The following is a 26,036-nucleotide window of genomic DNA, read 5'->3' as shown; positions in this document are numbered from 1 at the left end:
CATTGATATATCTACTGCCATCGCATGAAATCGGCTTTGCAAAAGAGGCTAAAGAATTGGTTAAGGGCTGTCGGGGAAATCTCCTAGACTGTTCAATGACATATATGAAGGATTAAGGTACGGACTAAGTGGCAATCCAGTCCAATTGACGGAAACGCAGTTGAGTCAGATTTAAAGGGGAACCGCCGATATGGCGACATTCGGTAACTGACTGGGAAATCCTACTGGACCTAAGCCGTAAAATTAACTTCCTATATGACCACTCTCCTATAAAAATTACTTTAAAAGCTTGCTGATAGCAGGCTTTATTTTGCATATAGGATGGTTAGAGTATATATATTATGAAAAAAATATTGAAAGAATCAGCCAGATGGACAGTTACGATTACCGTTATTACGTTTCTTCTTGCAGCTATATTTACAGTCGTATCTACCGTAGCTTTAAATGGCGTTGGTTGGATAAGTGGTTTGGCGATTGTTCTTAGCATTGTACTTATTGGTATCTTCTTTGATATGATTGGTATTGCAGCTACTGCTGCTGATGAAATTCCTTTTCATGCAATGGCCTCCAATCGGGTACACGGAGCGAAGCATTCTATTCGGATCGTTCGAAATGCCGATAGGTTTGCAAGCTTCTGCAATGATGTAATCGGGGATATTTCGGGTATTGTTAGTGGAACAGCAACTGCAATTGTGATTGTGCAATTATCAATCAGCTTTGACTGGAATGAAGCGTCAGTAGCTGAAAGTGTTGGTTCGATTATTTTAACGAGTTTAATCGCAGCATTGACAGTGGGCGGTAAAGCAATGGGCAAAACCCTTGCTATTCGATATTCAAAGGATATTATATTTGCAGTGGGCAAAGTATTGTACATTCTCGAAGAACATTTCCAAATTGTTATTATAAAGGAAAATAAGGGAAAGAGACTCAAAAGAAAAAGAAATGAAAGTGAGTGATCCTGATGGATATGCTATCCATAAAAGACCCATCTTTTCTTAAAAAGATGTCCAATGCGGAATTGGAGTCTTTGGCACAGGATATTAGGGATTTTTTAATTAAACAACTATCTGTTACCGGCGGGCATATTGGACCAAACTTGGGTGTAGTAGAGTTAACGCTCGCCTTACATAAGGAGTTTAATAGCCCAAAGGATAAATTTTTGTGGGATGTCGGCCATCAGTCTTATGTTCATAAAATATTGACAGGGCGGGCATGTCAGTTTGAAACTCTCCGTCAATACAAAGGGCTGTGTGGATTTCCAAAGATGAATGAAAGTGAGCATGATGTTTGGGAGACAGGTCATAGCTCAACTTCTTTGTCAGCTGCAATGGGTATGGCGATTGCTCGTGACTTGAAAAAAGAAAAAAGCTTTATCATTCCTATTATTGGTGATGGTGCTTTAACAGGTGGTATGGCCCTTGAAGCATTAAACCATATAGGACATGAAAAAAAAGATATGATTGTTATCTTAAATGATAACGAGATGTCCATTGCTCCAAACGTAGGTGCCCTGCATTCTATTCTCGGAAGAATGCGGACAGGAGGCAAATATAACTATGTTAAAGATGAGCTGGAACAACTGCTTAAAAAAATACCGGCTGTGGGTGGCAAGCTTGCTAATACAGCTGAACGTATAAAAGACAGTTTGAAGTATCTGGTTGTTTCCGGAATGTTTTTTGAGGAACTGGGCTTTACTTATTTAGGTCCGGTTGATGGACACGACTTTGAAGATTTGTCTGAAAACCTTAAATATGCTAAAAAAACAAAAGGTCCTGTTCTTTTGCATGTGATTACGAAAAAAGGAAAAGGTTATAAACCTGCGGAAACAGATGCAATTGGTACGTGGCATGGTACGGGGCCATATAAAATCGAGACAGGCGATATAATCAAGGAATTGAATGCACCTCCTGCATGGAGTGCACTTGTCAGCGAAACAGTCAGAAGATTGGCGAGAGAAGATGAGCGAATTGTAGCGATTACTCCGGCAATGCCGGTAGGTTCGAAGCTGCTCGGATTTGCTTCTGAATTCCCTGATCGAATGTTTGATGTCGGAATAGCGGAACAGCATGCGACTACTGTTGCTGCAGGACTTGCCACGCAGGGAATGAAGCCATTCCTGGCGATTTATTCTACATTCCTGCAACGTGCTTATGACCAGGTTCTTCATGATATATGCCGACAAAAATTAAATGTCTTCATTGGAATTGATCGGGCAGGACTTGTTGGAGCAGATGGAGAAACCCATCAGGGTGTATTTGATATTTCCTTCCTGCGCCCTATGCCTAATATGGTCATTATGATGCCTAAAGATGAAAATGAAGGACAGCATATGGTGAATACAGCTATTCAATATAATGATGGTCCGATTGCCATGCGATTCCCGAGAGGAAATGGTATGGGTGTTCCGATGGATGAAGAGCTAAAAACAATCCCGATTGGTACTTGGGAGGTCCTGCGTGAAGGAAATGATGCTGTCATATTAACATTCGGCACAACCATTCCAATGGCGATGGAAGCAGCTGATAGACTCCAGAAGGATAATATTCATGTGAAGGTAGTAAACGCTCGTTTTATAAAACCATTGGATCATGAAATGCTTTCAGAATTAATGTCTGCCAATTTGCCAATCCTAACAATAGAAGAAGCTGTTCTTCAGGGAGGTTTCGGAAGCGCAGTACTTGAATTTGCAGAGGAAAATGGATTCCATAAAGCCTATATCGAAAGAATTGGAATACCGGATGAATTTGTAGAACATGGCAGCGTTGGTAAATTGCTTCATGATATCAACCTAACTGCTGAACAAGTGGTAGAAAAATTATCTAAGATGACCTATAAAGTGACGAAAAAGGCGTATTAAATATGAAAAAAGAACGTGTAGATGTATTATTGGTTGAACGTGGATTAGCGGAAACAAGAGAAAAGGCAAAAAGGGCAGTAATGGCTGGTATTGTTTATTCAAACGACCTGCGAATGGACAAGGCTGGTGAAAAAATAGCTACCGATGCGCCGCTATCCATAAAAGGGCAAGTAATGCCTTATGTATCAAGAGGCGGCTACAAGCTGGAAAAGGCTATGGAGACATTTACTATTTCCGTTAAGGATAAGTTAATGATTGATATTGGGTCATCGACGGGAGGGTTCACAGACTGTGCCCTGCAGAACGGTGCAAAAAAATCATATGCTGTTGATGTCGGTTATAACCAACTGGCTTGGAAGCTGAGACAGGATCCGCGGGTAGTCGTAATGGAAAGAACGAACTTCCGTCATTCAGTACCTGAGGATTTCACTGAAGGTCTGCCAGAATTTGCTACAATTGATGTTTCTTTTATATCGTTAAAGCTTATCTTACCGGCTTTAAAACGAATTCTTGTGCCTGGAAGCGATGTTGTAAGTCTTGTAAAACCGCAATTTGAAGCTGGTCGTGAGCAGGTTGGAAAAAAAGGAATTATTCGTGATAAAAAAGTACATCTTCAAGTTGTGGAGCAAATTCGAGACTTTGCTATCCAGGAAGGCTATATACTAAAAGAAGCTACTTTTAGCCCCATTACAGGCGGGGATGGAAATATTGAATTTTTATTCCATTTATACTGGCCAGGGGAAGGTTCCGATTGTACACAAGATGTAGTCGTGAATCTTGAGCAGGTAGTTGAAGCGGCACACGAAGCGTTAAAAACGAATAAAGGTGAAGATAAGTGAAATGTTTAATCCCCCGGTGGCTTTGCCATGGGGGTTATTTCTTTATGCAATCCTTGCATAAAAATACATAAAATACATGTACTTTTGTGACAAAATCCGCTAACATTAGGTATGGAAGGCATTATATTGAGAGGTGTCAAACTAGATGAATAAAGGTCAAAGACATATAAAAATACGTGAAATCATTACAAATAATAATATTGAAACACAAGATGATTTAGTGGATATTTTAAGAGCGGAAGGGGTAAATGTTACGCAAGCGACTGTATCAAGAGACATTAAAGAACTGCATCTGGCAAAAGTACCAATGCAGGATGGACGCTATAAATACAGCCTGCCAGCAGATCAGCGCTTTAACCCTTTTCAAAAACTTAAACGGGCATTGGTAGATGCGTTCGTGCGAATTGATTCAGCCAACAATCTATTGGTCATGAAAACATTACCAGGTAATGCTCAGGCAATTGGTGTGTTAATGGACAATTTGGATTGGGAAGAGATTCTCGGAACGATTTGCGGAGATGATACATGTTTAATTATTTGCAGAGATGAAAAAGATGCTGAAATCATATCAAAACGTTTTCTTGATATGCTTTAAGAAAGTTGGGATGAAAGATGTTATTGGAACTCTCCATTCGTAATTTCGCCATCATTGAATCACAAACGCTCTCCCTCGATAAAGGTTTGACTGTACTTACTGGTGAAACAGGTGCCGGTAAATCTATAATCATTGATGCAGTACAGCTATTGGCCGGTGGACGAGGATCGTCTGAATTCATAAGACATGGTGAAGAAAAAGCTGAACTGGAAGGTTTGTTTCAGTTGCCGGATTCATTACACCCAGCCATAGAGAAAGCAAAAGAATTTGGGATTGAATCTGAAGACAATATAATTATTATCAGAAGAGATATGTATACCTCAGGGAAAAGTGTGTGCCGAATCAATGGGAAGATGGTTACAATCTCAACCTTAAGAGAGGTAGGGAGAAAATTAATTGATATTCATGGACAGCATGAACACCAGGAGTTAATGGATCCCGATTTTCATCTCCCTTTATTGGATCAATTTGGCGAGCAGGATATTAAACAATCTCTGACTGAATATCGGAAGCTTTATAAGCAATATAATGAAACCCGTCAGCAAATGAAAAAATTAAGTGAAAATGAGCAGAAAATGGCACACAGGCTTGATTTGATACAATTTCAATTTGATGAGATCCAAAAGGCTGAATTGGAGATTGATGAAGAAGAGCAATTAATGGAGGAAAAGCATAAACTGAGTAACTTTGAAAAGGTTCACCAAAGTCTACATAATTCCTATATGTCCTTAAATAATGAGAATGGCGGACTTGATTGGGTCGGTAATGCGATGACAGACCTACAAGGAATTGAACACATTGATGAACAATATAAAGAGTTATCTGAATCAGTGAAAAATGCGTTTTATATTCTTGAGGATGTAACAAGCTCGATTCGTTCCCAATTGGATTTATTGGAGTTTGATCCTGAAAGACTTCATGATATTGATGCAAGACTTAATGAAATTAATCATTTGAAGCGGAAATATGGTAAGACGATCAAGGAAATTCTGGAGTATGCTGCAACCATTGAGGAAGAGATTGATACGATATTGAATCGCGAAACACATCTTGAAAAATTAAAAACCCAGCTATCAGCTTTAGAGAAAGAAGTAATCCTAGAGGGCACAAATCTGTCAGAGCTGAGACAAAAATATGCACATCTTCTAACGGACGCAATCCACCGTGAACTTAAAGAGCTGTACATGGATAAAGCCGTATTTGAAGTGTATTTTCATCATTCTGGACAAGATCAATCCAATCTTATTGGTGAGAACGGGATAGATCAGGTGGAATTTTATATTTCTGCTAACCCTGGCGAGCCTGTAAAGCCGCTATCCAAAACAGCCTCCGGTGGAGAACTTTCACGTATTATGCTGGCTATCAAAAATATCTTCTCTCAACACCAGGGAATCACATCGATTATCTTCGACGAAGTAGATACAGGAGTCAGCGGACGGGTTGCACAGGCAATAGCCGAAAAGATATACCGTGTGTCGGAAGGCTCGCAGGTATTATGTATCAGTCACTTGCCGCAGGTAGCAGCTATGGCAGACATTCATTTATTTATCTCTAAGGAAATTACAGAAGGCCGTACAAAAACGAATGTCAAACCGCTTGAAAAAGAGGAACGAGTAATAGAGATTGGCCGAATGATTTCCGGTAAAGAATTAACAGCTTTAACAGAAGAGCATGTAAAAGAAATGCTGAATCAGGCTGATCAAATTAAATACAATATAAAGACAAACTGAGGAGCGTTCTCCTCAGTTTTTTTCAATACTATTGTCTCCTCATTAAAATTATCTTATGTAAATATTTTACCATTGTTATTCCTATCCATAATGGGTAGCTTTTTATTTTGTACTTTTGTTATAAAGTCAATCCCTCTCGGCAAAATTATAAGGGTAGCCATAGAAACGAGGAGAGTGAATGGATGAAATCGATATCAATAAGAAAATGTTTCGGTGTATTTCTCCTTGTTTCGCTGTTAGCCGTTATTTTTAGCCACCCAATGCAAAAATATTTTGAAATTCCCACCAAACTTACTTTATTTGAAGGACAAAATAAATCATTTAAAAAAAGCCAGTTCCTTAACGCAGAAGTGGTCTCTGCAAACTCTGGAGTTTTAATTGATAATCGTTCCAAGGCTCTGAATATTAAGGGCTCTAAAAATGGGTATAACCAAGTCGTTTTTAATATTGCAGGTATTCCTGTTAAAACGGTTGACATAGAGGTTTTAAAGGATTTTAAGGTAATTCCGGGAGGGCAATCCATTGGAGTGAAATTGAATACATTGGGTGTCCTTGTGGTAGGCCATCATCAAATAGCAACCGAGAAAGGCAACCTTTCGCCAGGTGAGATTTCAGGAGTGCAAGTTGGAGATATTATTACTGCTATAAACGGGAAACCAATTACCAAAATGCAGGATGTCGCTCCTTTCGTTCAGGAATTTGAGAAGAATAATAAACCGCTGATTGTAGATATATTTCGGGATAATGTAAAATTGACCAAACAATTATCTCCTTTAAAGGATAAGAATGAGAAAGTATTTAAATTGGGGTTATATATTCGTGATTCAGCTGCGGGTATAGGTACAATGACCTTTTACCATCCACAGACGAGAAAATATGGGGCTTTAGGTCATGTTATTTCTGATATGGATACAAAAAAGCCAATTGTAGTGAAGGATGGTCAAATTGTTAAGTCAACCGTTACCTCGATAGAAAAAGGAAGCAATGGAAATCCTGGAGAAAAGCTGGCTCGTTTTGCAGCTGATCGGGAAGTAATCGGGAATATAAACCGTAATTCTCCATTCGGTATTTTTGGACGGTTGAATCGGCAAGTGGACAATGGAGTAAATGATACACCAATGCCAATTGCTTTATCAAATGAAGTCGAAGAAGGACCAGCTGAGATTTATACAGTTGTGAACGGAAATAAGGTAGAGAAATTCGATATTGAGATAATCAGTACTATTCCGCAAAAATTTCCGGCAACTAAAGGAATGGTTTTGAAGGTTACCGATAAAGATTTATTAAGCAAAACTGGCGGGATTGTGCAAGGAATGAGTGGGAGTCCAATTATACAAAAAGGGAAGGTTATTGGCGCAGTCACGCATGTTTTTGTCAACGACCCAACAAGCGGATACGGAGTTCATATTGAATGGATGCTCAATGAAGCAGGTATTAATATCTATCAAAAGGATCAAAAAGCAGGGTAATTCAGCCTGCTTTTTCCTTTTATTGGTAGTATAATGGGGAGTAGAGTGGAGATTTTTCGACAATTGAATAATATTATTTGCATGTTAAGACGAAAACAGTCGAAATAAAGAGGATTCAGGAGCAAAACTTGTATTAATATATAATTTTAAGTATTTTTCATTTTTTCAATGCTTTTTATATTGCAATGTCGAATTTCTCGGTTAGAATAAAGATTAGAAATGATAGAAAATAAAGGAAATGTCTGAGGAGGATATCTGGTTGAAAAAAATAAAAGTATGTGTCGTTGATGACAATCGTGAACTTGTTGCTTTATTGGAAGAGTATATATCAGAACAGCCGGATATGGAGATTACAGGGGTTGCCCATAATGGACAGGATTGTTTAAGCATGCTTGAACAGCAAACGCCGGATGTTTTAGTACTTGATATTATCATGCCGCATTTGGATGGTCTGGCCGTTTTGGAGCGAATTAAAGATTCTCAAAAAGGAACGAGTGTTCCGAATGTCATCATGTTAACTGCTTTTGGCCAGGAAGATGTTACGAAAAAAGCGGTTGAACTAGGAGCGTCATATTTTATACTTAAACCATTTGATATGGATAACCTTGTCAATCATATTAGACAGACAGGTGAAAAGGGTGCTGGCATAGCGAGAACGAGCACATATACACCGCGTCAGCCATCGGAATCTAAGCCTCTAAACCTTGATGCAAGTATCACTAGCATTATCCACGAGATTGGGGTACCTGCGCATATTAAAGGCTATATGTATTTACGTGAAGCAATTTCTATGGTTTATAACGACATTGAACTGCTTGGTTCGATTACTAAAGTCCTTTATCCGGATATTGCGAAAAAATTCAACACTACTGCGAGCCGTGTAGAACGTGCTATTCGACATGCAATTGAGGTCGCATGGAGCAGAGGAAACATTGAATCCATCTCCTCATTATTTGGATACACAGTCAGTATGACGAAAGCGAAACCGACAAACAGTGAGTTTATTGCAATGGTCGCTGATAAGCTTCGACTCGAACATAAAGCATCTTAATCATATGTAATTGACGTACTTGTGATCTAACCCTTAGTGGTGCGACGCGATTAATTAATAAACCTTATGTACCAACTGTCTGGTTTATTATCATAAAGAGGTATCTGTGAAATGAAATTTGCATGGATACTTCTTTTCTTTCTAATCATCTGACCTTTAATCTGGATTAAATACCACATATTAGCTACAAAAGTTTACCCGTTTTGTTTTAACCCCTTCTTCATGTACTCCCCTAGCTTTATGCCTTGCAGATTTTCCTAATCTTGTGAGACTCGAAAATGAAAGAACAGCTACCTTTACGGGAATACTGTTTAATAATTACCTCCAGAGAAAATATCCTACTTCCTCCGGTTTTGTTAGTTTGTATTCTAAATCCTGTCCTATAAAATAGATGCATGAAATAAACTGATATAGGGAATAGGAATTTATATGTTTTGAACGGAGGTATGAATATTGACATTAATATTTGGACATAGAGGATATGCTGCTGTGTATCCGGAAAACACGATGATTTCTTTTATCGAAGCCTTTAATGCAGGTGCAGATGGGATTGAATTGGATGTACAATTAACGGAAGATGGTGAGCTTGTTGTCATCCATGATCTAACGGTTGACCGTACGACAGACTCAGAAGGTAATGTTCGTGATTTTACTCTTGCAGAGATTAAAAAGCTCAATGCTGCCAATAACTCCAAAACTGTAGAATTTGCTAGTATACCTACTCTTCGGGAAGTTATGGAGTGGTTGGCTACAAATGATTTACTATTGAACATTGAATTAAAAAATGGGGTATTTCCCTATCCAGGCATGGAAGAAAAAGTGATTGAAATGATTCGTGAGTATGACATGGAAGAGAGGACGGTTTTGTCCTCGTTTAATCACTATAGTATGGTCTATTGTCATCGATTGGCTCCTGAGATTGAAACAGCGCCATTATACTCAGATGGGCTATATATGCCCTGGATTTATGCAAGCTCGATAAAAGCGAAAGGGATTCATCCAAAATACAAAGCAGCACCTAATGAAATCATTGAGGAATCTATGAAAGCTGGGATTGCAGTCAGGCCTTATACGGTGAACCGCAAAGCAGATATGAAGCGATTATTTAAGGTGGGATGCACTGCATTTATTACGGATGACCCAGATAAAGCGATTCAGCTCAGGAATCAATATCAATAATTTCATCTGAACTTATCCATTTTCGTGGTATATTTATCCATATAGATAAATAGGGGATGATGAATTGTTAGTGTTACTCTGTATCGTCGGCTGCATAGTTATAGGGTATTTTACCTTTGCGATATTTGGCTACTTATATGGCGGTATAATTGTTTTGGGAATAGTATTAGGATGTCTTGTCAGAAGCTTATACCTTATAACTAAGGTACATAATTATCTTTTAAAAGATGAGCCAAGAAAAGATAAAGTAAAAGAGGCCTACCAAAAGTATTTGCAAGAAGGCAGATCATATAAGTAGACTAAAATGGGCAGCCTTTGGTTTAAAATTAGATATATGCGTACATAAATAGATCAACTAAAGTAGGATATAGCAATAGGATATCTTTTGGTTGGAGCCTTTCTAATCGTGATATAGTCGAAGCGTGGAATCGTGTTTCGTGAATAGCATTATAACAGACGAACGTATTGTATACGTTCGTTTTTTAGTATGAAAAAAGGTATTTCGGAAATGGAAAACGAATATATACTTTTTCAGCTAACGGTTAGAAGAGTGGAATGAGGTTACCAATTTTAAACTAATTTGTAAAACAAACTTTACTTTTGGTAAAATTAGTTTTACAATTAACTTAACAAATATTTACAAAGGAGGGCTTGTGTGGGAGGAGAGGGATATTTATTATCAAATAGAATTCGTATTCTAAGAGCCGAACGAAAAATGACTCAACAGGATTTAGCTAAAAGCGCAGGGGTTAGCAGACAGACAATTATTTCGATAGAAAAAGGTAACTATACCCCGTCATTAGTGCTAGCCTTTGATATTGCAGAAGCTTTTAATGTTGGGATTAATGAAGTATTCCAGTATAGAAAAAAAGGGGAGGGGTTATAATGGCAGTGTTTCTGCTTATCGCTATAATCGCGTATATATTGATCTTTTTTGGTTCTGTGTTCTTTAGTGTGAAATTCCAATTTGGAGACGAGAGTAAGGATGAGAGAGGGAAGGGTATATTAAACACATCTTACTCAATTGCTTTCCCGATATTCATATTAGGATGGTTCTTTATTTTTTTAATTGATGAATTTATAACACCATTTTCTTTTGATGGTTACAAAATGGCTATATGGTTCTTATTAACTGGAACCTATATTATTCACGCTGTTAGTTTATATAATTTGAAAAGGATTTCATAAAGTTTACTGGAAGTTCAGCCATTAAATAAAATAGTTTTACATCTTTTAGAACTAATTGCGAAATTAGGTCAATTAAGGAGACAGCCAATAAAAGCTGTCTCCTTCTTTAGTCATAAGTACCAAGGTTACGAACAAATCCTTTTATAATTCCCTCACCTCCTGCCTTATCCTCATATAGCGATTAATTTAAATAACATTTCAATTACCAACTCTTTTAAATATGTGTCATAAAAAAAGACCAAATCATGTAGGATCTGGTCTTCAAAATTGGTACTTCTATTGGCACCCTTGCAAAACTTAATGGTTGTATGCCTGTAAGGATCACCTGAAATTCATTTACGGACAGGTTTCTCACTAAATCGATTTTGAACTTTATTACGTTTTCGATCGCGATAAAACACGAATCCGGCAATAAAAGAAAGTCCGCCAATAAATAATAGTAAACCTAATAAAAATTGTACCCAAAGGGCAGGTAGCATTGGGCTGAGTCTGCCAAAAATCATGTCTCTCATCCATTTAATTCCGAGTGCGGTTAGAAGGCCCGGAATCAATAAAAGCGCAAAGGCGATTATCCGTTGCAATTCATCACGTCCTGATCAAGTGTATTTCTATCTTCAACTTTATAAAATATAGAAAATTTGTCAAGTTTATTCAAATAACTTATGATAGAGGAAACAATGAAAAAATTTGCACTATTCTGTACCCTCACTTCAAAAGGAGGAGATTGCCTTGCAAACAGTTTTGATTATTGGGGCGGGCACTGGAGGGCTATCCATTTTAAAAATCTTACTTGAGGCAAAGGATTATCAGGTTATAGGAGTGGTGGATCGTCATTCGAGTGCAGTGGGACTTCAATTAGCTGAACAAAATCATATAAAAACAGGTAGTGATTGGGTAGATTTTATCACTGATGGCTCGGATATCATTTTTGAAGTGACAGGGGATGAGCAAGTTTACCAGGATATAGCCCGCCATAAAAGTAATCACACTCTTTTAGTTCACGGGCAGATTGCCTTTCTGTTAGCCAATCTGATTCAAGAGAAAGAAAGTTTAATCAGGAAGTCGAAAGAAGAGGCTTATTTACATGAATTAGTTTTGAATGCGACCGATAACGGGATGGTACTTATAAATACAGAAGAGAAAATAATCTTTTTTAATCAGGCTGCAGCAACGATTACGGGTGTCCCCAGAAAACAAGCAATCGGTCAGCACATACATAGAGTTATTCCTGCGTCCCGTCTTCCTGAAATCCTCAAAACAAGAAAAACGGAGAGCAATCAACGGGCTCATTTGGATAAAAATTTAGATGTGGTAACAACCAGAATGCCTATCAAGAATGAAGAAGGCGGTTTACTGGGAGCTTTGGCCGTTTTCAAAGGAATCACGGAATTTACAAGCTTAGCAGAGGAAATTACAAATTTAAAGCATATTCAAAACATGCTCGAAGCTATTATTCATTCGAGTGAAGATGCCATAACTGTAGTGGATGAGGATGGGAATGGAATCTTAATTAATCCTGCGTATACCAGAATTACCGGGTTGACCGAAGAGGATGTCCTGGGCAAACCTGCTACGGCAGATATTACAGAAGGTAAAAGTATGCATATGCAGGTTTTGAAAACAAAAAAACCTGTCCGAGGCGTACGAATGAAGGTGGGGGCATCGAACCGGGATGTGGTGGTTAATGTAGCACCGATTATGGTGAATGGTTATTTGAAGGGAAGCGTTGGCGTCATTCATGACCTTTCTGAAATACAAAGCCTGACACAGGAATTGAAAAGGGCGAGACAAATCATTCGTAATCTAGAAGCTAAATATACATTTGACGATATTATTGGCCAATCTAAAGAGATGAAATTGGCATTGGAGCAGGCCCGTTTATGCGCCCGTACGCCAGTTACCGTATTATTGAGGGGTGAATCGGGTACAGGCAAGGAACTATTCGCCCATGCAATCCATAATGCCAGTGATCGAAAATATAATAAATTCATCCGCGTGAATTGCGCAGCGATATCGGAGTCGCTTTTAGAGAGTGAGTTATTTGGCTACGAAGATGGAGCTTTTTCAGGTGCAAAGCGTGGCGGTAAACGAGGACTGTTTGAAGAAGCCAATAATGGCAGCATATTTCTTGATGAAATTGGTGAGCTTTCTCAAAATATGCAGGCGAAGCTTCTTCGCGTTTTGCAGGAGAATGAAATAGTTCGTGTAGGAGGAACCAAGCCTATTTCCATTGATGTGCGTGTGATAACAGCGACCAATGTCAATCTTGAGAAAGCGATTGCAAAAGGAAACTTCAGAGAAGATTTATATTACCGAATTAACAGAATGCCTATATATATTGAGCCTTTAAGGGAACGTAAGGAAGATATTCCCCCATTATGCGTCCACTTAATCAAAAAGTTGAATTTGGAGTATGGCCGAAGTATTGAGGATATAAGCGGTGAGGCACTCATCATGCTTCAGGAATATGATTGGACTGGAAATGTAAGGGAAATAGAGAATATATTAGGGAGAGCCATAATTTTTATGGATCAGCATGAAAAAATTATACAAAAGAGGCATTTACCTGAAAAATTATTGAAGGCTGCAGAAGGTTCTCCTAACCATACAATCGAAAAAAGATCAACAATAAATGATAAACAAAGTTTAGCGGATCAATTGGATGAAGTGGAGAAAAGCATTATTATGCGTTCTTTAGAAAAGCATAATGGGAATAAAACTGCTGCCAGCCGTGATCTAGGTTTGTCTATTCGTAATTTTTATTATAAATTGCAAAAGTTTAGTCTTGAATAAATTTGCATGCAGAATTTTTCGTATGTGCAAATTTTTGCAGGTTCTATGAAAAAAGATTCTTCTAAAAAGGTAGATTACTCAACAAAATTCATGTTGGCACGATTCTTGCATCTAAAGACTGTGGGTGGACCAAAACAAGGGGCCAAGATGGTGGCTTGAGTTTTACAGCAGCTGTGCTGTTCATAACAAGTCTGCAGAGGAGGCAAGTTCAACTACGGTCAACACCCTAAAAGGACCTAAAAAGCCAAATAACTTCATTTTAAATCTTAAAGTGTGAAAAGGTCAGTAAAAAGTAAAGGTTAGACCGAAGATAGAGAGGGGAAATGAAAAATGGAAATTTTTAAATATATGGAGCAATATGATTATGAACAATTGCTGTTTGTACAGGATAAACAATCTGGTTTAAAAGCTATTATTGCCATACATGATACAAGCCTCGGACCTGCGCTTGGCGGCACAAGAATGTGGACATATGATACAGAGGATGCTGCAATAGAGGACGCTCTTCGATTAGCGAAGGGAATGACGTATAAAAATGCAGCTGCCGGCCTGAATCTCGGCGGAGGTAAAACCGTTATTATCGGTGATCCGCGTAAAGATAAAAATGAAGAAATGTTCCGTGCCTTTGGTCGTTATATTCAAGGGTTGAATGGAAGATATATTACGGCTGAGGATGTAGGAACAACAGTGGCTGATATGGATATTATCCATGAGGAAACGGACTATGTAACGGGTATTTCACCTGCTTTTGGTTCATCAGGAAATCCATCCCCTGTCACTGCTTATGGCGTGTACAGAGGAATGAAAGCAGCAGCAAAAGAAGCATTTGGCACAGATTCGCTGGAAGGAAAAGTAATCGCTATCCAGGGAGTAGGAAACGTAGCCTATAATCTTTGTAAGCATCTACATGAAGAGGGTGCACAATTAATAGTTACAGATATTAATAAAGAATCAGTGAATCGTGCTGTGGAGGATTTTGGAGCAAAAGCAGTGGATCCTGAAGATATATATAGTGTCGATTGTGATATCTATGCACCTTGTGCGCTTGGTGCAACTATAAATGATGAAACTATTACGCGAATCAAAGCAAGAGTAATTGCGGGTGCAGCTAATAATCAATTAAAGGAAACTCGTCATGGAGATGCCATTCATGAAATGGGTATCGTTTACGCACCTGATTATGTAATTAATGCCGGTGGGGTAATTAATGTCGCGGATGAATTATATGGCTATAACAAGGATCGGGCGTTGAAAAAAGTAGAGGGTATATATAGCAATATTGAAAGAGTCATAGAGATTGCTAAAAGAGACGGAATTCCGACCTATGTTGCAGCGGACCGAATGGCTGAGGAGAGAATTGAAAAATTAAAACAATCCAGAAGCCAGTTTTTATTAAACGGCCGCCATATACTAAATCGTCGCCGTTAGAGTCACCTGAGAATCAAGAGTCCGTATACGTGTAAACTTGCGGATTCTTGTTCTCTAATAAGGCTCATTTTTGGTTTGTGAATGAGGGTTAACTTAATAACCTCTGACCATGTGGTAAGACCAGTAGAATTAGGATGGAGTTATATGAGAAAGTGTGTATCCCTTAAATATTAAGTACTGAATATAGATGTTAGGATGTGGATTTTAAATGGCAACTGATTATGATTTGGTCATTTTGGGCGGTGGCACAGGCGGCTATGTAGCAGCCATAAGAGGCTCCCAGTTAGGTTTGAGAACAGCTATTGTTGAAAAGGGCAAGCTAGGCGGAACCTGTCTCCATGCTGGATGCATACCGTCAAAAGCACTTTTACGCAGTGCTGAGGTCTACCAAACTATCAAACATGCAGAAGAGTTTGGTGTGGAAGTATCCGAACCTCGTCTAAATTTTCTAAAGGCACAGGAAAGAAAAGAAAGAATCGTTGAACAGCTCCATAAAGGTGTGCAACATCTAATCAAACAAGGAAAAATCGATTTATATGAAGGGTATGGACGCATTCTTGGACCATCCATATTTTCGCCAATGCCAGGGACCATTTCAGTTGAGATGAATAATGGAATGGAAAATGAAATGTTAATTCCGAAAAATGTCATTATTGCAACAGGTTCAAGACCAAAATCCTTGCCGGGTTTAAAAATTGACGGTGAATTCGTAATGACATCAGATGAAGCTTTACAGCTATCCGAATTACCATCTTCTTTGCTTGTTATCGGAGGAGGAGTTATTGGAGTAGAATGGGCATCCATGATGGCTGATTTTGGAGTAGAGGTAACTATACTGGAATACGCAGATCGTCTTATACCAACAGAAGACCGAGATATTTCGAAAGAGATGCAAAGGATCTTAAAGAAAAAAGGTATTAGGATCGTTACTAGAGCAAAAGTAATGCCAGAAACGCTGCAAACTGGACAGGGCGTATCCATATCCGCAGAATTAAACGGAGAAAAGAAGGAATATAAGGCTGAAAAAATTCTTGTATCGGTTGGTCGCCAGGCTAATGTTGAAGGGATTGGTCTTCAAAACACCGATATACAAATTGATAACGGCGTAATAGCTGTTAATGAGTTTTATCAAACAAAGGAATCGCATATCTATGCCATTGGTGATGTGATTGGAGGCATGCAACTGGCTCATGTCGCAAGCCATGAAGGAATCACTGCAGTGGAGCATATAGCTAACCAAAGTCCACATCCTATCCAATACGATTTTATTTCCAGATGCATATATAGTAGTCCTGAGGCAGCAAGTGTAGGAATCACAGAAGATGAAGCTATTCAGCGCGGTCATAAGGTCAAGGTCGGAAAATTCCCGTTCAAAGCAATTGGAAAGGCATTGGTCTTCGGAGAGTCAGACGGTTTTGTGAAAATGATTTCTGATGAAGAAACGGATGATTTATTAGGTGTACATATGATTGGCCCGCATGTAACAGATATGATTTCTGAGGCAGGCTTGGCCCTTGTATTAAATGCTTCAGCTTGGGAGGTTGCTCATACTATTCATCCGCATCCTTCATTGTCTGAAGTGATTGGAGAAGCAGCTCTGGCTGTTGATGGAAAAGCGATTCATTCGTAAAAATTTGAGCAAGGCTTTAGAGGAGGTTTACTAAATGACAAAAAACAGGCATGAAGTCCTGGGATTAACGGACGAAATGGTATTGGAAATGTATGAAACAATGCTGATGGCAAGGCGTATAGATGAAAGAATGTGGCTGTTAAATCGCTCTGGGAAAATTCCGTTTGTGATTTCCTGTCAGGGTCAGGAGGCAGCTCAGGTTGGAGCAGCTTTTGCCCTTGATAGGGAAAAGGATTATGTACTGCCTTACTATCGCGATATGGGGGTAGTTCTAACATTTGGTATGACACCAACTGAGTTGATGCTCTCAGGATTTGCCAAGCAGGAAGATCCAAACTCCGGCGGCAGGCAGATGCCAGGTCATTTTGGTCAGAAGAAAAATCGAATTGTAACAGGATCATCGCCGGTTACCACTCAAGTTCCCCATGCAGTCGGAATCGCATTGGCTGGAAAAATGGAAAAGAAAGATTTGGTTACATTTGTAACTTTTGGTGAAGGTTCATCAAATCAGGGAGATTTTCATGAAGGTGCCAATTTTGCTGGTGTACATAAACTCCCTGTTATTTTTATGGTTGAAAATAATAAATATGCGATTTCGGTACCAATTGAAAAACAATTAGCCTGTGAAAAAGTGTCAGACCGAGCTATTGGATATGGGATGCCTGGTGTCACAGTAGATGGCAATGATCCGCTCGAAGTGTATAAAGCTGTTAAAGAGGCTGCTGACCGTGCCCGACGCGGGGAAGGCCCTTCTTTGGTTGAAACTGTATCCTACCGGCTTACTCCGCACTCAAGTGATGATGATGATCGAAGCTACCGTGCTCGAGATGAAGTGGAAAAGGCAAAAACGGAGGATCCGATTCTCACATTTGGGGCGTATTTAAAGGAAATTGACCTTCTGGATGAAGAGAAAGAAACAGAAATCAATAAAAGGGTCATGAAAATCGTAAATGAAGCAACAGATTACGCTGAAAATGCTCCGTATGCAAAAGCAGAAGATGCTTTGAAGTTTGTATATGCTGAGACGGAAGGAGAGTAAACCATGCCTGTCATTTCATATATTGATGCAATAACCATGGCGATGAAAGAAGAAATGGAACGAGATGAAAAAGTTTTTATCCTTGGTGAAGATGTTGGCAGAAAAGGAGGAGTGTTTAAGGCTACAAACGGGCTGTACGAGCAATTTGGTGAAGATCGAGTAATTGATACGCCTTTGGCTGAATCTGCTATTGCGGGGGTAGGAATCGGAGCTGCAATGTATGGAATGCGACCGATTGCAGAAATACAATTTGCGGATTTTATTATGCCGGCAATAAACCAAATCATTTCTGAGGCTGCCAAAATCCGCTATCGGTCCAATAATGATTGGCATTGTCCGATGGTCATACGTGCTCCTTACGGTGGTGGGGTACACGGTGCCTTATATCATTCACAATCAGTAGAGGCCATTTTTGCCAACCAGCCTGGTTTAAAAATTGTTATGCCATCTACACCATACGACGCAAAAGGGCTTTTAAAAGCAGCAATACGTGATGAAGATCCTGTACTTTTCTTTGAGCATAAACGTGCGTACCGTCTGATCAAAGGGGAAGTCTCCAATGATGATTATGTATTGCCGATAGGCAAAGCGGATGTAAAAAGAGATGGAGATGATATTACGGTTATCACTTATGGACTTTGTGTTCACTTTGCGCTTCAGGCTGCTGAAAAATTAGCTCAGGATGGAATCTCAGTGCATGTTTTAGATTTAAGGACAGTGTATCCCCTCGATAAGGAAGCAATTATCGAGGCTTCCTCCAAAACTGGTAAAGTGCTATTGATAACGGAAGATACGAAGGAAGGCAGCATAATAAGCGAGGTGGCGGCGATCATTGCCGAGAACTGCTTGTTTGAGCTGGATGCACCAATTAAACGTTTAGCAGGTCCTGATCTTCCGGCGATGCCATATGCTCCAACTATGGAAAAATATTTTATGGTCAACCCGGAAAAAGTGGAAAAAGCCATGAGAGAATTAGCAGAATTTTAAACTGATTGCGAAAGGAGATAAATAGCGAATGCCAATAGAACAGATGAAAATGCCGCAGCTTGGGGAGAGTGTAACAGAAGGGACGATCTCGAGCTGGCTTGTAAAGCCCGGTGACCGAGTGAATAAATATGACCCGATAGCTGAAGTAATGACGGATAAAGTGAATGCCGAAGTTCCATCTTCCTTTACTGGAGTAATTAAAGATTTGATTGCAGCAGAGGGAGAGACACTTCCTGTCGGGGAAGTCATGTGCAGTATCCAACTAGCAGGAGAGCCTGATAGTTCTGAAGAGGCACCAAAGGAAGAAAAGAATCGTTCTGAGGAAAAAAGTGAATCGCTAATTCAGACCGACCAATCTAATAAGGCACGTTATTCTCCGGCCGTATTAAAATTATCCCAGGAACATGGGATTAACCTCGAAAACGTGGCTGGAAGCGGAGCCGGCGGTCGAATTACTCGTAAAGACATTTTGAAAGCTGTGGAGGGCGGCACTGCTGCTAAGGCCCAAGTTAACATTGAAAATGCTGAACCGAAAGCGGATACTCAGATGTATGAGCCTGATTTGGGTGTAAAGCAAAAATCATCAGGCAGTGATATGAAGATAGAAAGTGGAGATCGAGAAATACCTGTAACTGGTATAAGGAAAGCTATTGCACAAAATATGATGCGTTCTAAACATGAGATTCCGCATGCATGGACAATGGTGGAAGCGGATGTAACCAATCTCGTTCAATACCGTGATTCACTTAAGAAGGAATTTAGGCAAAAGGAAGGCTATAATCTAACTTATTTTGCCTTTTTTGTTAAAGCGGTTGCTCAAGCATTAAAAGAGTTTCCAGAAATGAATTCAATGTGGGCTGGAGATAAAATTGTCAGGAAAAAAGATATTAATATCTCGATTGCTGTGTCGACGGATGAAGCGTTGTATGTTCCGGTTATTAAATATGCAGATGAAAAAACAATTAAAGGGATCGCGCGTGAAATTAATGAATTGGCTGAAAAGGTCCGTTCCGGTAAATTAAAGTCCGAGGATATGCAGGGCGGTACCTTTACGGTAAATAATACTGGTTCATTTGGATCCATCCAATCGATGGGAATTATAAACCATCCACAGGCCGCTATCTTGCAAGTGGAGTCAATTGTCAAGAAACCAGTTGTCATGCACGGCAATATGATTGCTATCCGGGATCGGGTCAATTTATGTCTATCACTAGATCACCGTATTCTTGATGGATTGGTATGCGGAAGGTTTTTGGCTCGAGTGAAAGATATCCTGGAACATATCACAAGCGAAAATACACCGCTATATTAATAGAAAACATGAGGGCACACAGTATGTGTGTCTTCTTTTATCTACTTGAATCATTTCCCAAGAAATAATTTACTGGATTAAATGAAAACAATGAAGTTCCTCTGAAGAATGGACATTGTATACACCTGTGAATTCATCGACGTTTTTCTTTTCATTTTATTTTAAAGGAATTTTTCTCGGAGTTGAAGAAATGATAGAGTGACTGCCGTCTGATTAAGGGGATGGATGTAGCTATGTACTATTTGATAGAACCAATAGCATTTGTGAAGAATAGCAGGAAAGAAATAGTGGATGATGATTGGGGTGCTATTGTATCGTCCATTGAACTGGCTGAGAATATAAGTCAATCGTCTTTAAAAGGTATACACGAATTCTCTCATTTAGAAATTATTTTTTATTTTGACAAAGTAGATGATAGAAATATTCAGTATGAAGCAAGACATCCCAGAAATAAAGAATTTCCCGAGGTAGGCATCTTTGCACAAAGAGGGAAGAATCGGCCGAATAAGCTTGGGGTTACAATCGTTGAATTGGTGGGAGTTGAACAGAGAGTATTAACTGTTAAAGGGCTAGATGCTCTGGATGGTACCCCTATCATAGATATTAAGCTTGTAATGAAAGAATTTTTGCCAAAAGAAAGAGTTCTTCAACCCACCTGGTCAAATACTTTAATGGAGAAGTATTGGTGAATTGATTGAATAATGATTTAAGAAGATTTGGACTATTTTTCCTTTTGTTGGAGAAAAAGGTCGTTTGCATGATAAGATTAATTAACATACTATTTCGTTAATTGGCGAGGGGAGGGAGCTTTCTTTTAGTAGAAAGCAAGCTATGAAGATAAAGGATGCGAAGAATGATAGGTTTCAACAGACAACAGTGGAGGAGTGGGAAAAAGCAGTTCTAAAATCTTTAAAGGGAAAAGAACTGGACACATTACACACTCAAACGTTTGAAAAAATCATTTTGAAACCGCTTTACAATTTGGATTCAGAAAAAGATGAAGTACCCGTACCCGGTAAACCTCCTTATACAAGAGGAATCTATGAAAATGGCTATCAGCATCACCCGCTAAAAATTTGCCAAGTGGCAACAGGAAGCAATATTAAGGGAACTATACTCGAGGCATTGGAGAATGGGCAAAATACGATTTCCTTTGATGTAAACAAAATGGGCAGTGAAGAACTTATCATACTATTGAATGATTTGCCGATTGAGGACTATCCTTTATTTCTAGAGGCTGGTTCTGGTAACCGGCAGGAAATCATTATGGAAAAGTTAGCTGAGGTTAACGGGCTATCTGATCAACAAGGAGCAGTGGTACGAGATTTAATTACTGAATGGGCTGAAAGAGGGTCTATACCTACTAAAGAAAACAATGCCTTATCTGATTGGTTTCACTATATAAAGAACTGGAATCTATCTTCCTCAACAATAAAAACAATTCTAGTCAATAGTAGGCCTTATCATGAAGCAGGTGCAGATGCCGTCAAAGAGATTGCGTATTCATTATCACTTGGTGCACATTATGTATTTGAAGGCATGCAGGCAGGGTTATCAGCACAAGAAACGGCAGAAAAAATAATTTTTTCATTCTCGATTGATTCCTCCTTTTTCATGCAAATTGCCAAACTTCGAGCTGCGCGAAAGCTTTGGTTTGCGGTTGGTAAGGCATATGATCAGGAAAACATCTTTAAAATGGACATCCATGCACAGACCTCATTAAGAAATAAAACCGGGTTTGATCATTATGTAAATCTCCTTCGTACAACAAATGAAGCATTGGCAGCTGTAATTGGGAACTGTCAGTATCTCACGGTCATTCCATTCGATCAATTGCAAAGAGAAAAGAGTTCTCTTGGAAAACGCCTGGCAAGAAACATTCCACATATTCTTAGGGAAGAGAGCATGTTAATGAAAACAGCTGATCCAGGCGGGGGTTCTTACTATTTGGAGGCTTTAACAGATGAACTGTGTCAACAGGCATGGGATCAGTTTATTAAACTGGAGAAAAAAGGCGGCATTCTTTCAGAGTTAAAGAAGGGGCAAATACAAGGAGAGTTAGCAGAGCTAGCTAAAAACAGATTATCAGCGGTAGCTATTAGGAAGGAAAAGATGGTGGGTACAAATGTGTATGCAAATCCAAAAGAAGAACGACCGGATCTCACGCAGAATTTAATAGATACGCAAAGCATTCAAAAGAGTGAAAAAGAAATATTCCCGCTTAAACCAATCCGTTTAGCATCAGAATTTGAAGCTATTCGATCGATGAATTTGACCTGGGGAAATGAGATGGAGCAACAGCAAAGAATCATAGTGATTGGGCTGGGCAGCGTCTCTCAATCTAAGCCATATATTGATCTTTCAAAAGAAGTATTGGCGGCAGGGGGGCTGAGTTATACAGAGCGAACCGGAATAGTAAATCAAGAAATGCTGGAAGAGATAATAAGAGGTTGCCAGGGAAGCTATATCCTGATATGCGGTGATGAGAATCACTTGAATACGCCATTATCCAATTTAAAAGTAGACAGCAATATGCATATTTATGCAGTGGGGAATTTTGATTTGGCTATTAAGGAATTTAATTGGAAGAAAATTGACCGACATACAAATATGATTGACCTATTAACCGTATTGTCATCAAGGCAGGGGGTAAAAGTATGAAAAAAACGGATTTTTCACAAATAGATTGGCAGTCTGTCCATGAGGATTTCGTTTCAGATTCAGCAGATATACGTTCGGATATTCCTGACTTTGAAACAAATGAGCAAATACCGTTAAAGCCTCTATATAATCGGGATGATTTAGAACTGGTGGAGCATGTACCGTCCTTCCCGGGGATTGCTCCCTTTACACGGGGACCATATGCAGCGATGTATGTAAACCGTCCATGGACAGTTCGCCAATATGCTGGCTTTTCTACTGCTGAAGAATCAAATGCTTTTTACAGACGGAATTTGGAGATGGGACAAAAAGGGCTATCGGTTGCATTTGATTTAGCGACTCATCGAGGCTATGATTCTGATCACCCACGTGTGGTTGGGGATGTTGGGAAAGCGGGAGTTGCGATTGATTCGATAGAAGACATGAAAATACTATTCTCCGGTATACCACTAGAGAAAATGTCTGTTTCGATGACAATGAATGGGGCCGTATTGCCGATAATGGCATTTTATATTGCTACAGCAAAAGAACAGGGAGTAGATTCATCACGGCTTACCGGAACGATACAGAATGATATTTTAAAAGAATATATGGTACGTAATACGTATATTTATCCACCAGCTATGTCTATGAAAATTATTGCCGATATCTTTGAGTATACCTCCGCTCATATGCCGAAATTTAATAGTATATCAATCTCTGGCTATCATATGCAGGAGGCAGGAGCACCTGCAGATTTGGAGCTTGCCTATACACTGGCTGATGGAATTGAGTATGTGAAAACAGGATTGAAAGCGGGCATACCTATTGATACGTTTGCCCCACGTTTATCGTTTTTTTGGGGTATCGGTATGAACTATTTTATGGAAGTTGCTAAGCTAAGAGCGGCTCGCTTTTTATGGTCAAAACTTATGAAACAATTTGATCCGAAAAATGAAAAATCGCTTGCACTTAGAACACATTCGCAAACATCTGGTTGGAGCCTTGCTGAACAAGATCCATTCAATAATATCGCCAGAACTTTAATAGAGGCACATGCAGCGGCACTCGGGCATACTCAATCCTTACATACAAATGCTTTCGATGAAGCGATTGCGCTGCCGACAGAGTTTTCAGCCAGTATCGCCAGGAATACGCAGTTATTCTTACAGGAGGAAACCGGAATTACAAATGTTATTGATCCATGGGGTGGTTCCTATTATGTCGAGTCCTTAACGAATCGTTTAATTGAGAAAGCATGGGCACATTTGGAAGAGATTGAACAGCTTGGAGGCATGGCGAAAGCAATTGAATCCGGTATTCCAAAGATGAGGATTGAGGAAGCTTCTGCACGCCGGCAAGCAAAGATTGATTCCGGTGAAGAAATCATGATTGGAATCAATCAATACAGGACAGAAGAAAAAGAAGAATTTGATATCCTTGAAATTGATAATTCAAAGGTCCGCGAACAGCAGATTAAACGACTCGAAACGATTAAGGATACGCGTAATCAGGAACAAGTTACAAAAACACTGAATGCATTGACCAAAGCGGCACAGTCTGGCGAAGGAAATTTGTTGGAATTGGCTGTTGAGGCAGCAATTGCAAGAGCAACTCTTGGTGAAATCTCGGATGCGATAGAAGCGGTTTCGGGTCGCCACCGCGCTGTTATCCGAACAATCAGCGGAGTCTATGGTTCCCATTATCGGGAGTTGGATAAAATCAAAGAAGTTAGAGAATTAACAGAGGGATTTTTGCTAAATGAGGGTCGCCGTCCCCGAATATTAATTGCCAAAATGGGTCAGGACGGTCATGACCGAGGGGCTAAAATAGTTGCCTCAGCTTATGCAGATCTTGGATTTGATGTCGATATGGGTCCTTTATTTCAAACACCGGAGGAGTCTGCTAAACAGGCAGTTGAAAATGATGTGCATGTCATAGGGATGAGTTCTTTAGCCGGAGGGCATAAAACATTGTTGCCTCAGTTGGCCAGTGAACTAAAAAAACTTGGCCGGGAGGATATCGTCATTATTGCAGGAGGTGTCATACCGGAGCAGGACTATGACTATTTATACGAGCATGGAGCTTCAGCTATATTTGGTCCTGGAACCGTCATACCGGAAGCGGCTATCAAAATAGTAAATGAAATTTATAAAAGGCTAGGGTATGAGGAAGTGTCCAGTCATGACAGACCATAATCAGCAATACGAAAGAAAAAGATATAAGAGAGTCCATACGAAGCCCGTTGATACAGAGGAAATTGTCCGGAACTTAAAAGCCGGGCAATTACAAGCATTATCAAAAGCCATTACTTTCGTTGAAAGCAAAGGGGACGTTTATCGTCCGCATGCTGAAGAGATTTTGCAATCTATCCTCCCCTTTACAGGGAATTCAATTCGCATCGGTATTAGTGGGGTTCCAGGGGCAGGAAAGAGTACATTTATTGAGAATATGGGGCTATTTTTATGTGAGCTTGGGTATAAAGTGGCCGTACTTGCCATTGACCCCAGCTCTTCCATCAGCGGAGGCAGTATACTTGGAGATAAGACTAGGATGGAAGAACTTTCGAAACATCCAAATGCCTTTATCCGCCCGACCCCATCAGGAGGTAAATTAGGCGGTGTGCACCGTAAAACAAGAGAAAGCATGATGATTTGTGAGGCTGCCGGATATTCAGTGATCTTAGTAGAAACGGTTGGAGTGGGACAAAGTGAAGCTGAAGTCAGGGATATGGTAGATTTTTTTCTGCTGCTGACTCTTACGGGTGCAGGAGACGAACTGCAAGGAATGAAAAAAGGCATCCTTGAGCTTGTCGATGGAATAGCTGTTAATAAAGCTGATGGGGAAAATGAAAAGCTAGCAATGCGAGCGAAAGAGGAATACCGTCAAATCCTCCGTGATCATATACCGGCTACAAAGGATTGGACTGTCAGGACGTTTGCTTGTTCAGCCTTGCATAAACAGGGTCTGAATGAAATTTGGGAGGCCATTATAGAATTTTCCGTTTTCACAAAGGAAACAGGTGAATTTTCGAATAGGCGAAAACGGCAGGTCACAAAATGGTTTGAGAGTGAAGTAGAACAGCAAATCATTGATCATTTTTATACCGATAAAGCTGTTAAGAAACTATTACCGATTATCGAAGCAAGTGTCAGAGATGGAGAGAAAATAGTTTCAAAAGCAGCTGCTGAATTATTTCATCTGTATTTTTTTTCGAAGGATAAGTAAAATGTAGAGTAGTACATAAAAAAGATGGATAGCCTTATGGCTATCCAAAAGTTTAGGAGTATAGGGGGTCA

General features: G+C 39.5%; 21 protein-coding genes. 20 read left to right on the top strand and 1 reads right to left on the bottom strand.

Annotated elements, in window-relative coordinates:
* Positions 1–341 precede the first annotated feature (341 nt).
* The 10 genes from FHY47_RS08070 (at position 342) to FHY47_RS08025 (ending at position 10,908) form a co-directional block, all read left to right on the top strand.
* Positions 342–956: a CNNM metal transporter family protein gene (locus FHY47_RS08070; protein ID WP_066104932.1), complete on the top strand. Its 615-nt coding sequence runs from the start codon at positions 342–344 to the stop codon at positions 954–956.
* A gap of 5 nt (positions 957–961) precedes the next feature.
* Positions 962–2,857 (top strand): 1-deoxy-D-xylulose-5-phosphate synthase, encoded by a 1,896-nt coding sequence (dxs, locus tag FHY47_RS08065; protein ID WP_066104929.1) that lies wholly within the window; start codon positions 962–964, stop codon positions 2,855–2,857.
* A gap of 2 nt (positions 2,858–2,859) precedes the next feature.
* Positions 2,860–3,696, top strand: a complete 837-nt coding sequence (locus FHY47_RS08060) for a TlyA family RNA methyltransferase (protein WP_066104926.1) — start codon at positions 2,860–2,862, stop codon at positions 3,694–3,696.
* A gap of 145 nt (positions 3,697–3,841) precedes the next feature.
* Complete coding sequence (gene ahrC / locus FHY47_RS08055; RefSeq protein ID WP_066104923.1) at positions 3,842–4,291, top strand: transcriptional regulator AhrC/ArgR; 450 nt, start codon at positions 3,842–3,844, stop codon at positions 4,289–4,291.
* A gap of 17 nt (positions 4,292–4,308) precedes the next feature.
* Positions 4,309–6,021 (top strand): DNA repair protein RecN, encoded by a 1,713-nt coding sequence (recN, locus tag FHY47_RS08050; RefSeq protein ID WP_066104921.1) that lies wholly within the window; start codon positions 4,309–4,311, stop codon positions 6,019–6,021.
* A 182-nt stretch (positions 6,022–6,203) separates the two neighbouring features.
* Entirely contained in the window at positions 6,204–7,490 is a 1,287-nt protein-coding gene (gene spoIVB, locus FHY47_RS08045; RefSeq protein WP_066104920.1) for a SpoIVB peptidase, read from the top strand.
* A 259-nt stretch (positions 7,491–7,749) separates the two neighbouring features.
* Positions 7,750–8,541, top strand: a complete 792-nt coding sequence (gene spo0A, locus FHY47_RS08040) for a sporulation transcription factor Spo0A (RefSeq protein ID WP_066104919.1) — start codon at positions 7,750–7,752, stop codon at positions 8,539–8,541.
* Between the two features lie 453 nt (positions 8,542–8,994).
* Entirely contained in the window at positions 8,995–9,720 is a 726-nt protein-coding gene (locus tag FHY47_RS08035; RefSeq protein WP_140462039.1) for a glycerophosphodiester phosphodiesterase, read from the top strand.
* Between the two features lie 655 nt (positions 9,721–10,375).
* Positions 10,376–10,606, top strand: coding sequence for a helix-turn-helix transcriptional regulator (locus FHY47_RS08030; RefSeq protein WP_139063837.1), 231 nt, complete (start codon positions 10,376–10,378; stop codon positions 10,604–10,606).
* Complete coding sequence (locus FHY47_RS08025) at positions 10,606–10,908, top strand: hypothetical protein (protein ID WP_066104914.1); 303 nt, start codon at positions 10,606–10,608, stop codon at positions 10,906–10,908. The genes FHY47_RS08030 and FHY47_RS08025 overlap by 1 nt, the downstream gene beginning before the upstream one ends.
* A 332-nt stretch (positions 10,909–11,240) precedes the next feature.
* Here FHY47_RS08025 and FHY47_RS08020 read toward each other — a convergent pair whose 3' ends face one another.
* Entirely contained in the window at positions 11,241–11,489 is a 249-nt protein-coding gene (locus FHY47_RS08020) for a DUF2627 domain-containing protein (RefSeq protein ID WP_066104911.1), read from the bottom strand.
* 148 nt (positions 11,490–11,637) lie between these two features.
* Between FHY47_RS08020 and FHY47_RS08015 the strand changes: the two genes are divergently transcribed.
* From FHY47_RS08015 to meaB, 10 genes are all read left to right on the top strand, one after another.
* Entirely contained in the window at positions 11,638–13,701 is a 2,064-nt protein-coding gene (locus FHY47_RS08015; protein WP_066104908.1) for a sigma-54 interaction domain-containing protein, read from the top strand.
* A 330-nt stretch (positions 13,702–14,031) separates the two neighbouring features.
* Positions 14,032–15,129, top strand: coding sequence for a branched-chain amino acid dehydrogenase (gene bcd, locus FHY47_RS08010; RefSeq protein ID WP_148630098.1), 1,098 nt, complete (start codon positions 14,032–14,034; stop codon positions 15,127–15,129).
* A gap of 208 nt (positions 15,130–15,337) precedes the next feature.
* A complete protein-coding gene (gene lpdA, locus FHY47_RS08005) occupies positions 15,338–16,759 on the top strand; it encodes a dihydrolipoyl dehydrogenase (RefSeq protein WP_066104904.1) in 1,422 nt (473 codons plus the stop codon).
* Positions 16,760–16,793: 34 nt separating this feature from the next.
* A complete protein-coding gene (locus tag FHY47_RS08000; protein ID WP_139892477.1) occupies positions 16,794–17,798 on the top strand; it encodes a thiamine pyrophosphate-dependent dehydrogenase E1 component subunit alpha in 1,005 nt (334 codons plus the stop codon).
* A gap of 3 nt (positions 17,799–17,801) precedes the next feature.
* Positions 17,802–18,785, top strand: a complete 984-nt coding sequence (locus FHY47_RS07995) for an alpha-ketoacid dehydrogenase subunit beta (protein WP_066104899.1) — start codon at positions 17,802–17,804, stop codon at positions 18,783–18,785.
* Positions 18,786–18,813: 28 nt separating this feature from the next.
* Complete coding sequence (locus tag FHY47_RS07990; RefSeq protein WP_148630096.1) at positions 18,814–20,097, top strand: dihydrolipoamide acetyltransferase family protein; 1,284 nt, start codon at positions 18,814–18,816, stop codon at positions 20,095–20,097.
* Between the two features lie 233 nt (positions 20,098–20,330).
* The gene (locus FHY47_RS07985) at positions 20,331–20,786 is read left to right on the top strand and encodes an SAM-dependent methyltransferase (RefSeq protein WP_148630093.1); all 456 of its coding nucleotides are present in this window, start codon (positions 20,331–20,333) and stop codon (positions 20,784–20,786) included.
* A 142-nt stretch (positions 20,787–20,928) separates the two neighbouring features.
* Positions 20,929–22,758 (top strand): methylmalonyl-CoA mutase family protein, encoded by a 1,830-nt coding sequence (locus tag FHY47_RS07980; protein WP_148630090.1) that lies wholly within the window; start codon positions 20,929–20,931, stop codon positions 22,756–22,758.
* On the top strand, positions 22,755–24,935 hold the full coding sequence (scpA, locus tag FHY47_RS07975) for a methylmalonyl-CoA mutase (RefSeq protein ID WP_148630088.1): 2,181 nt from the start codon (positions 22,755–22,757) through the stop codon (positions 24,933–24,935). Before FHY47_RS07980 ends, scpA begins: the two co-directional genes overlap by 4 nt.
* On the top strand, positions 24,922–25,965 hold the full coding sequence (gene meaB, locus FHY47_RS07970) for a methylmalonyl Co-A mutase-associated GTPase MeaB (RefSeq protein ID WP_148630086.1): 1,044 nt from the start codon (positions 24,922–24,924) through the stop codon (positions 25,963–25,965). Before scpA ends, meaB begins: the two co-directional genes overlap by 14 nt.
* Positions 25,966–26,036 lie beyond the last annotated feature (71 nt).

This window comes from Bacillus sp. E214, assembly GCF_008087365.1.
Lineage (GTDB): Bacteria > Bacillota > Bacilli > Bacillales > Pradoshiaceae > Pradoshia.
The sequence above is the reverse complement of the archived record's forward strand: the minus strand, read 5'-3'. Positions and strand labels throughout refer to the sequence as shown.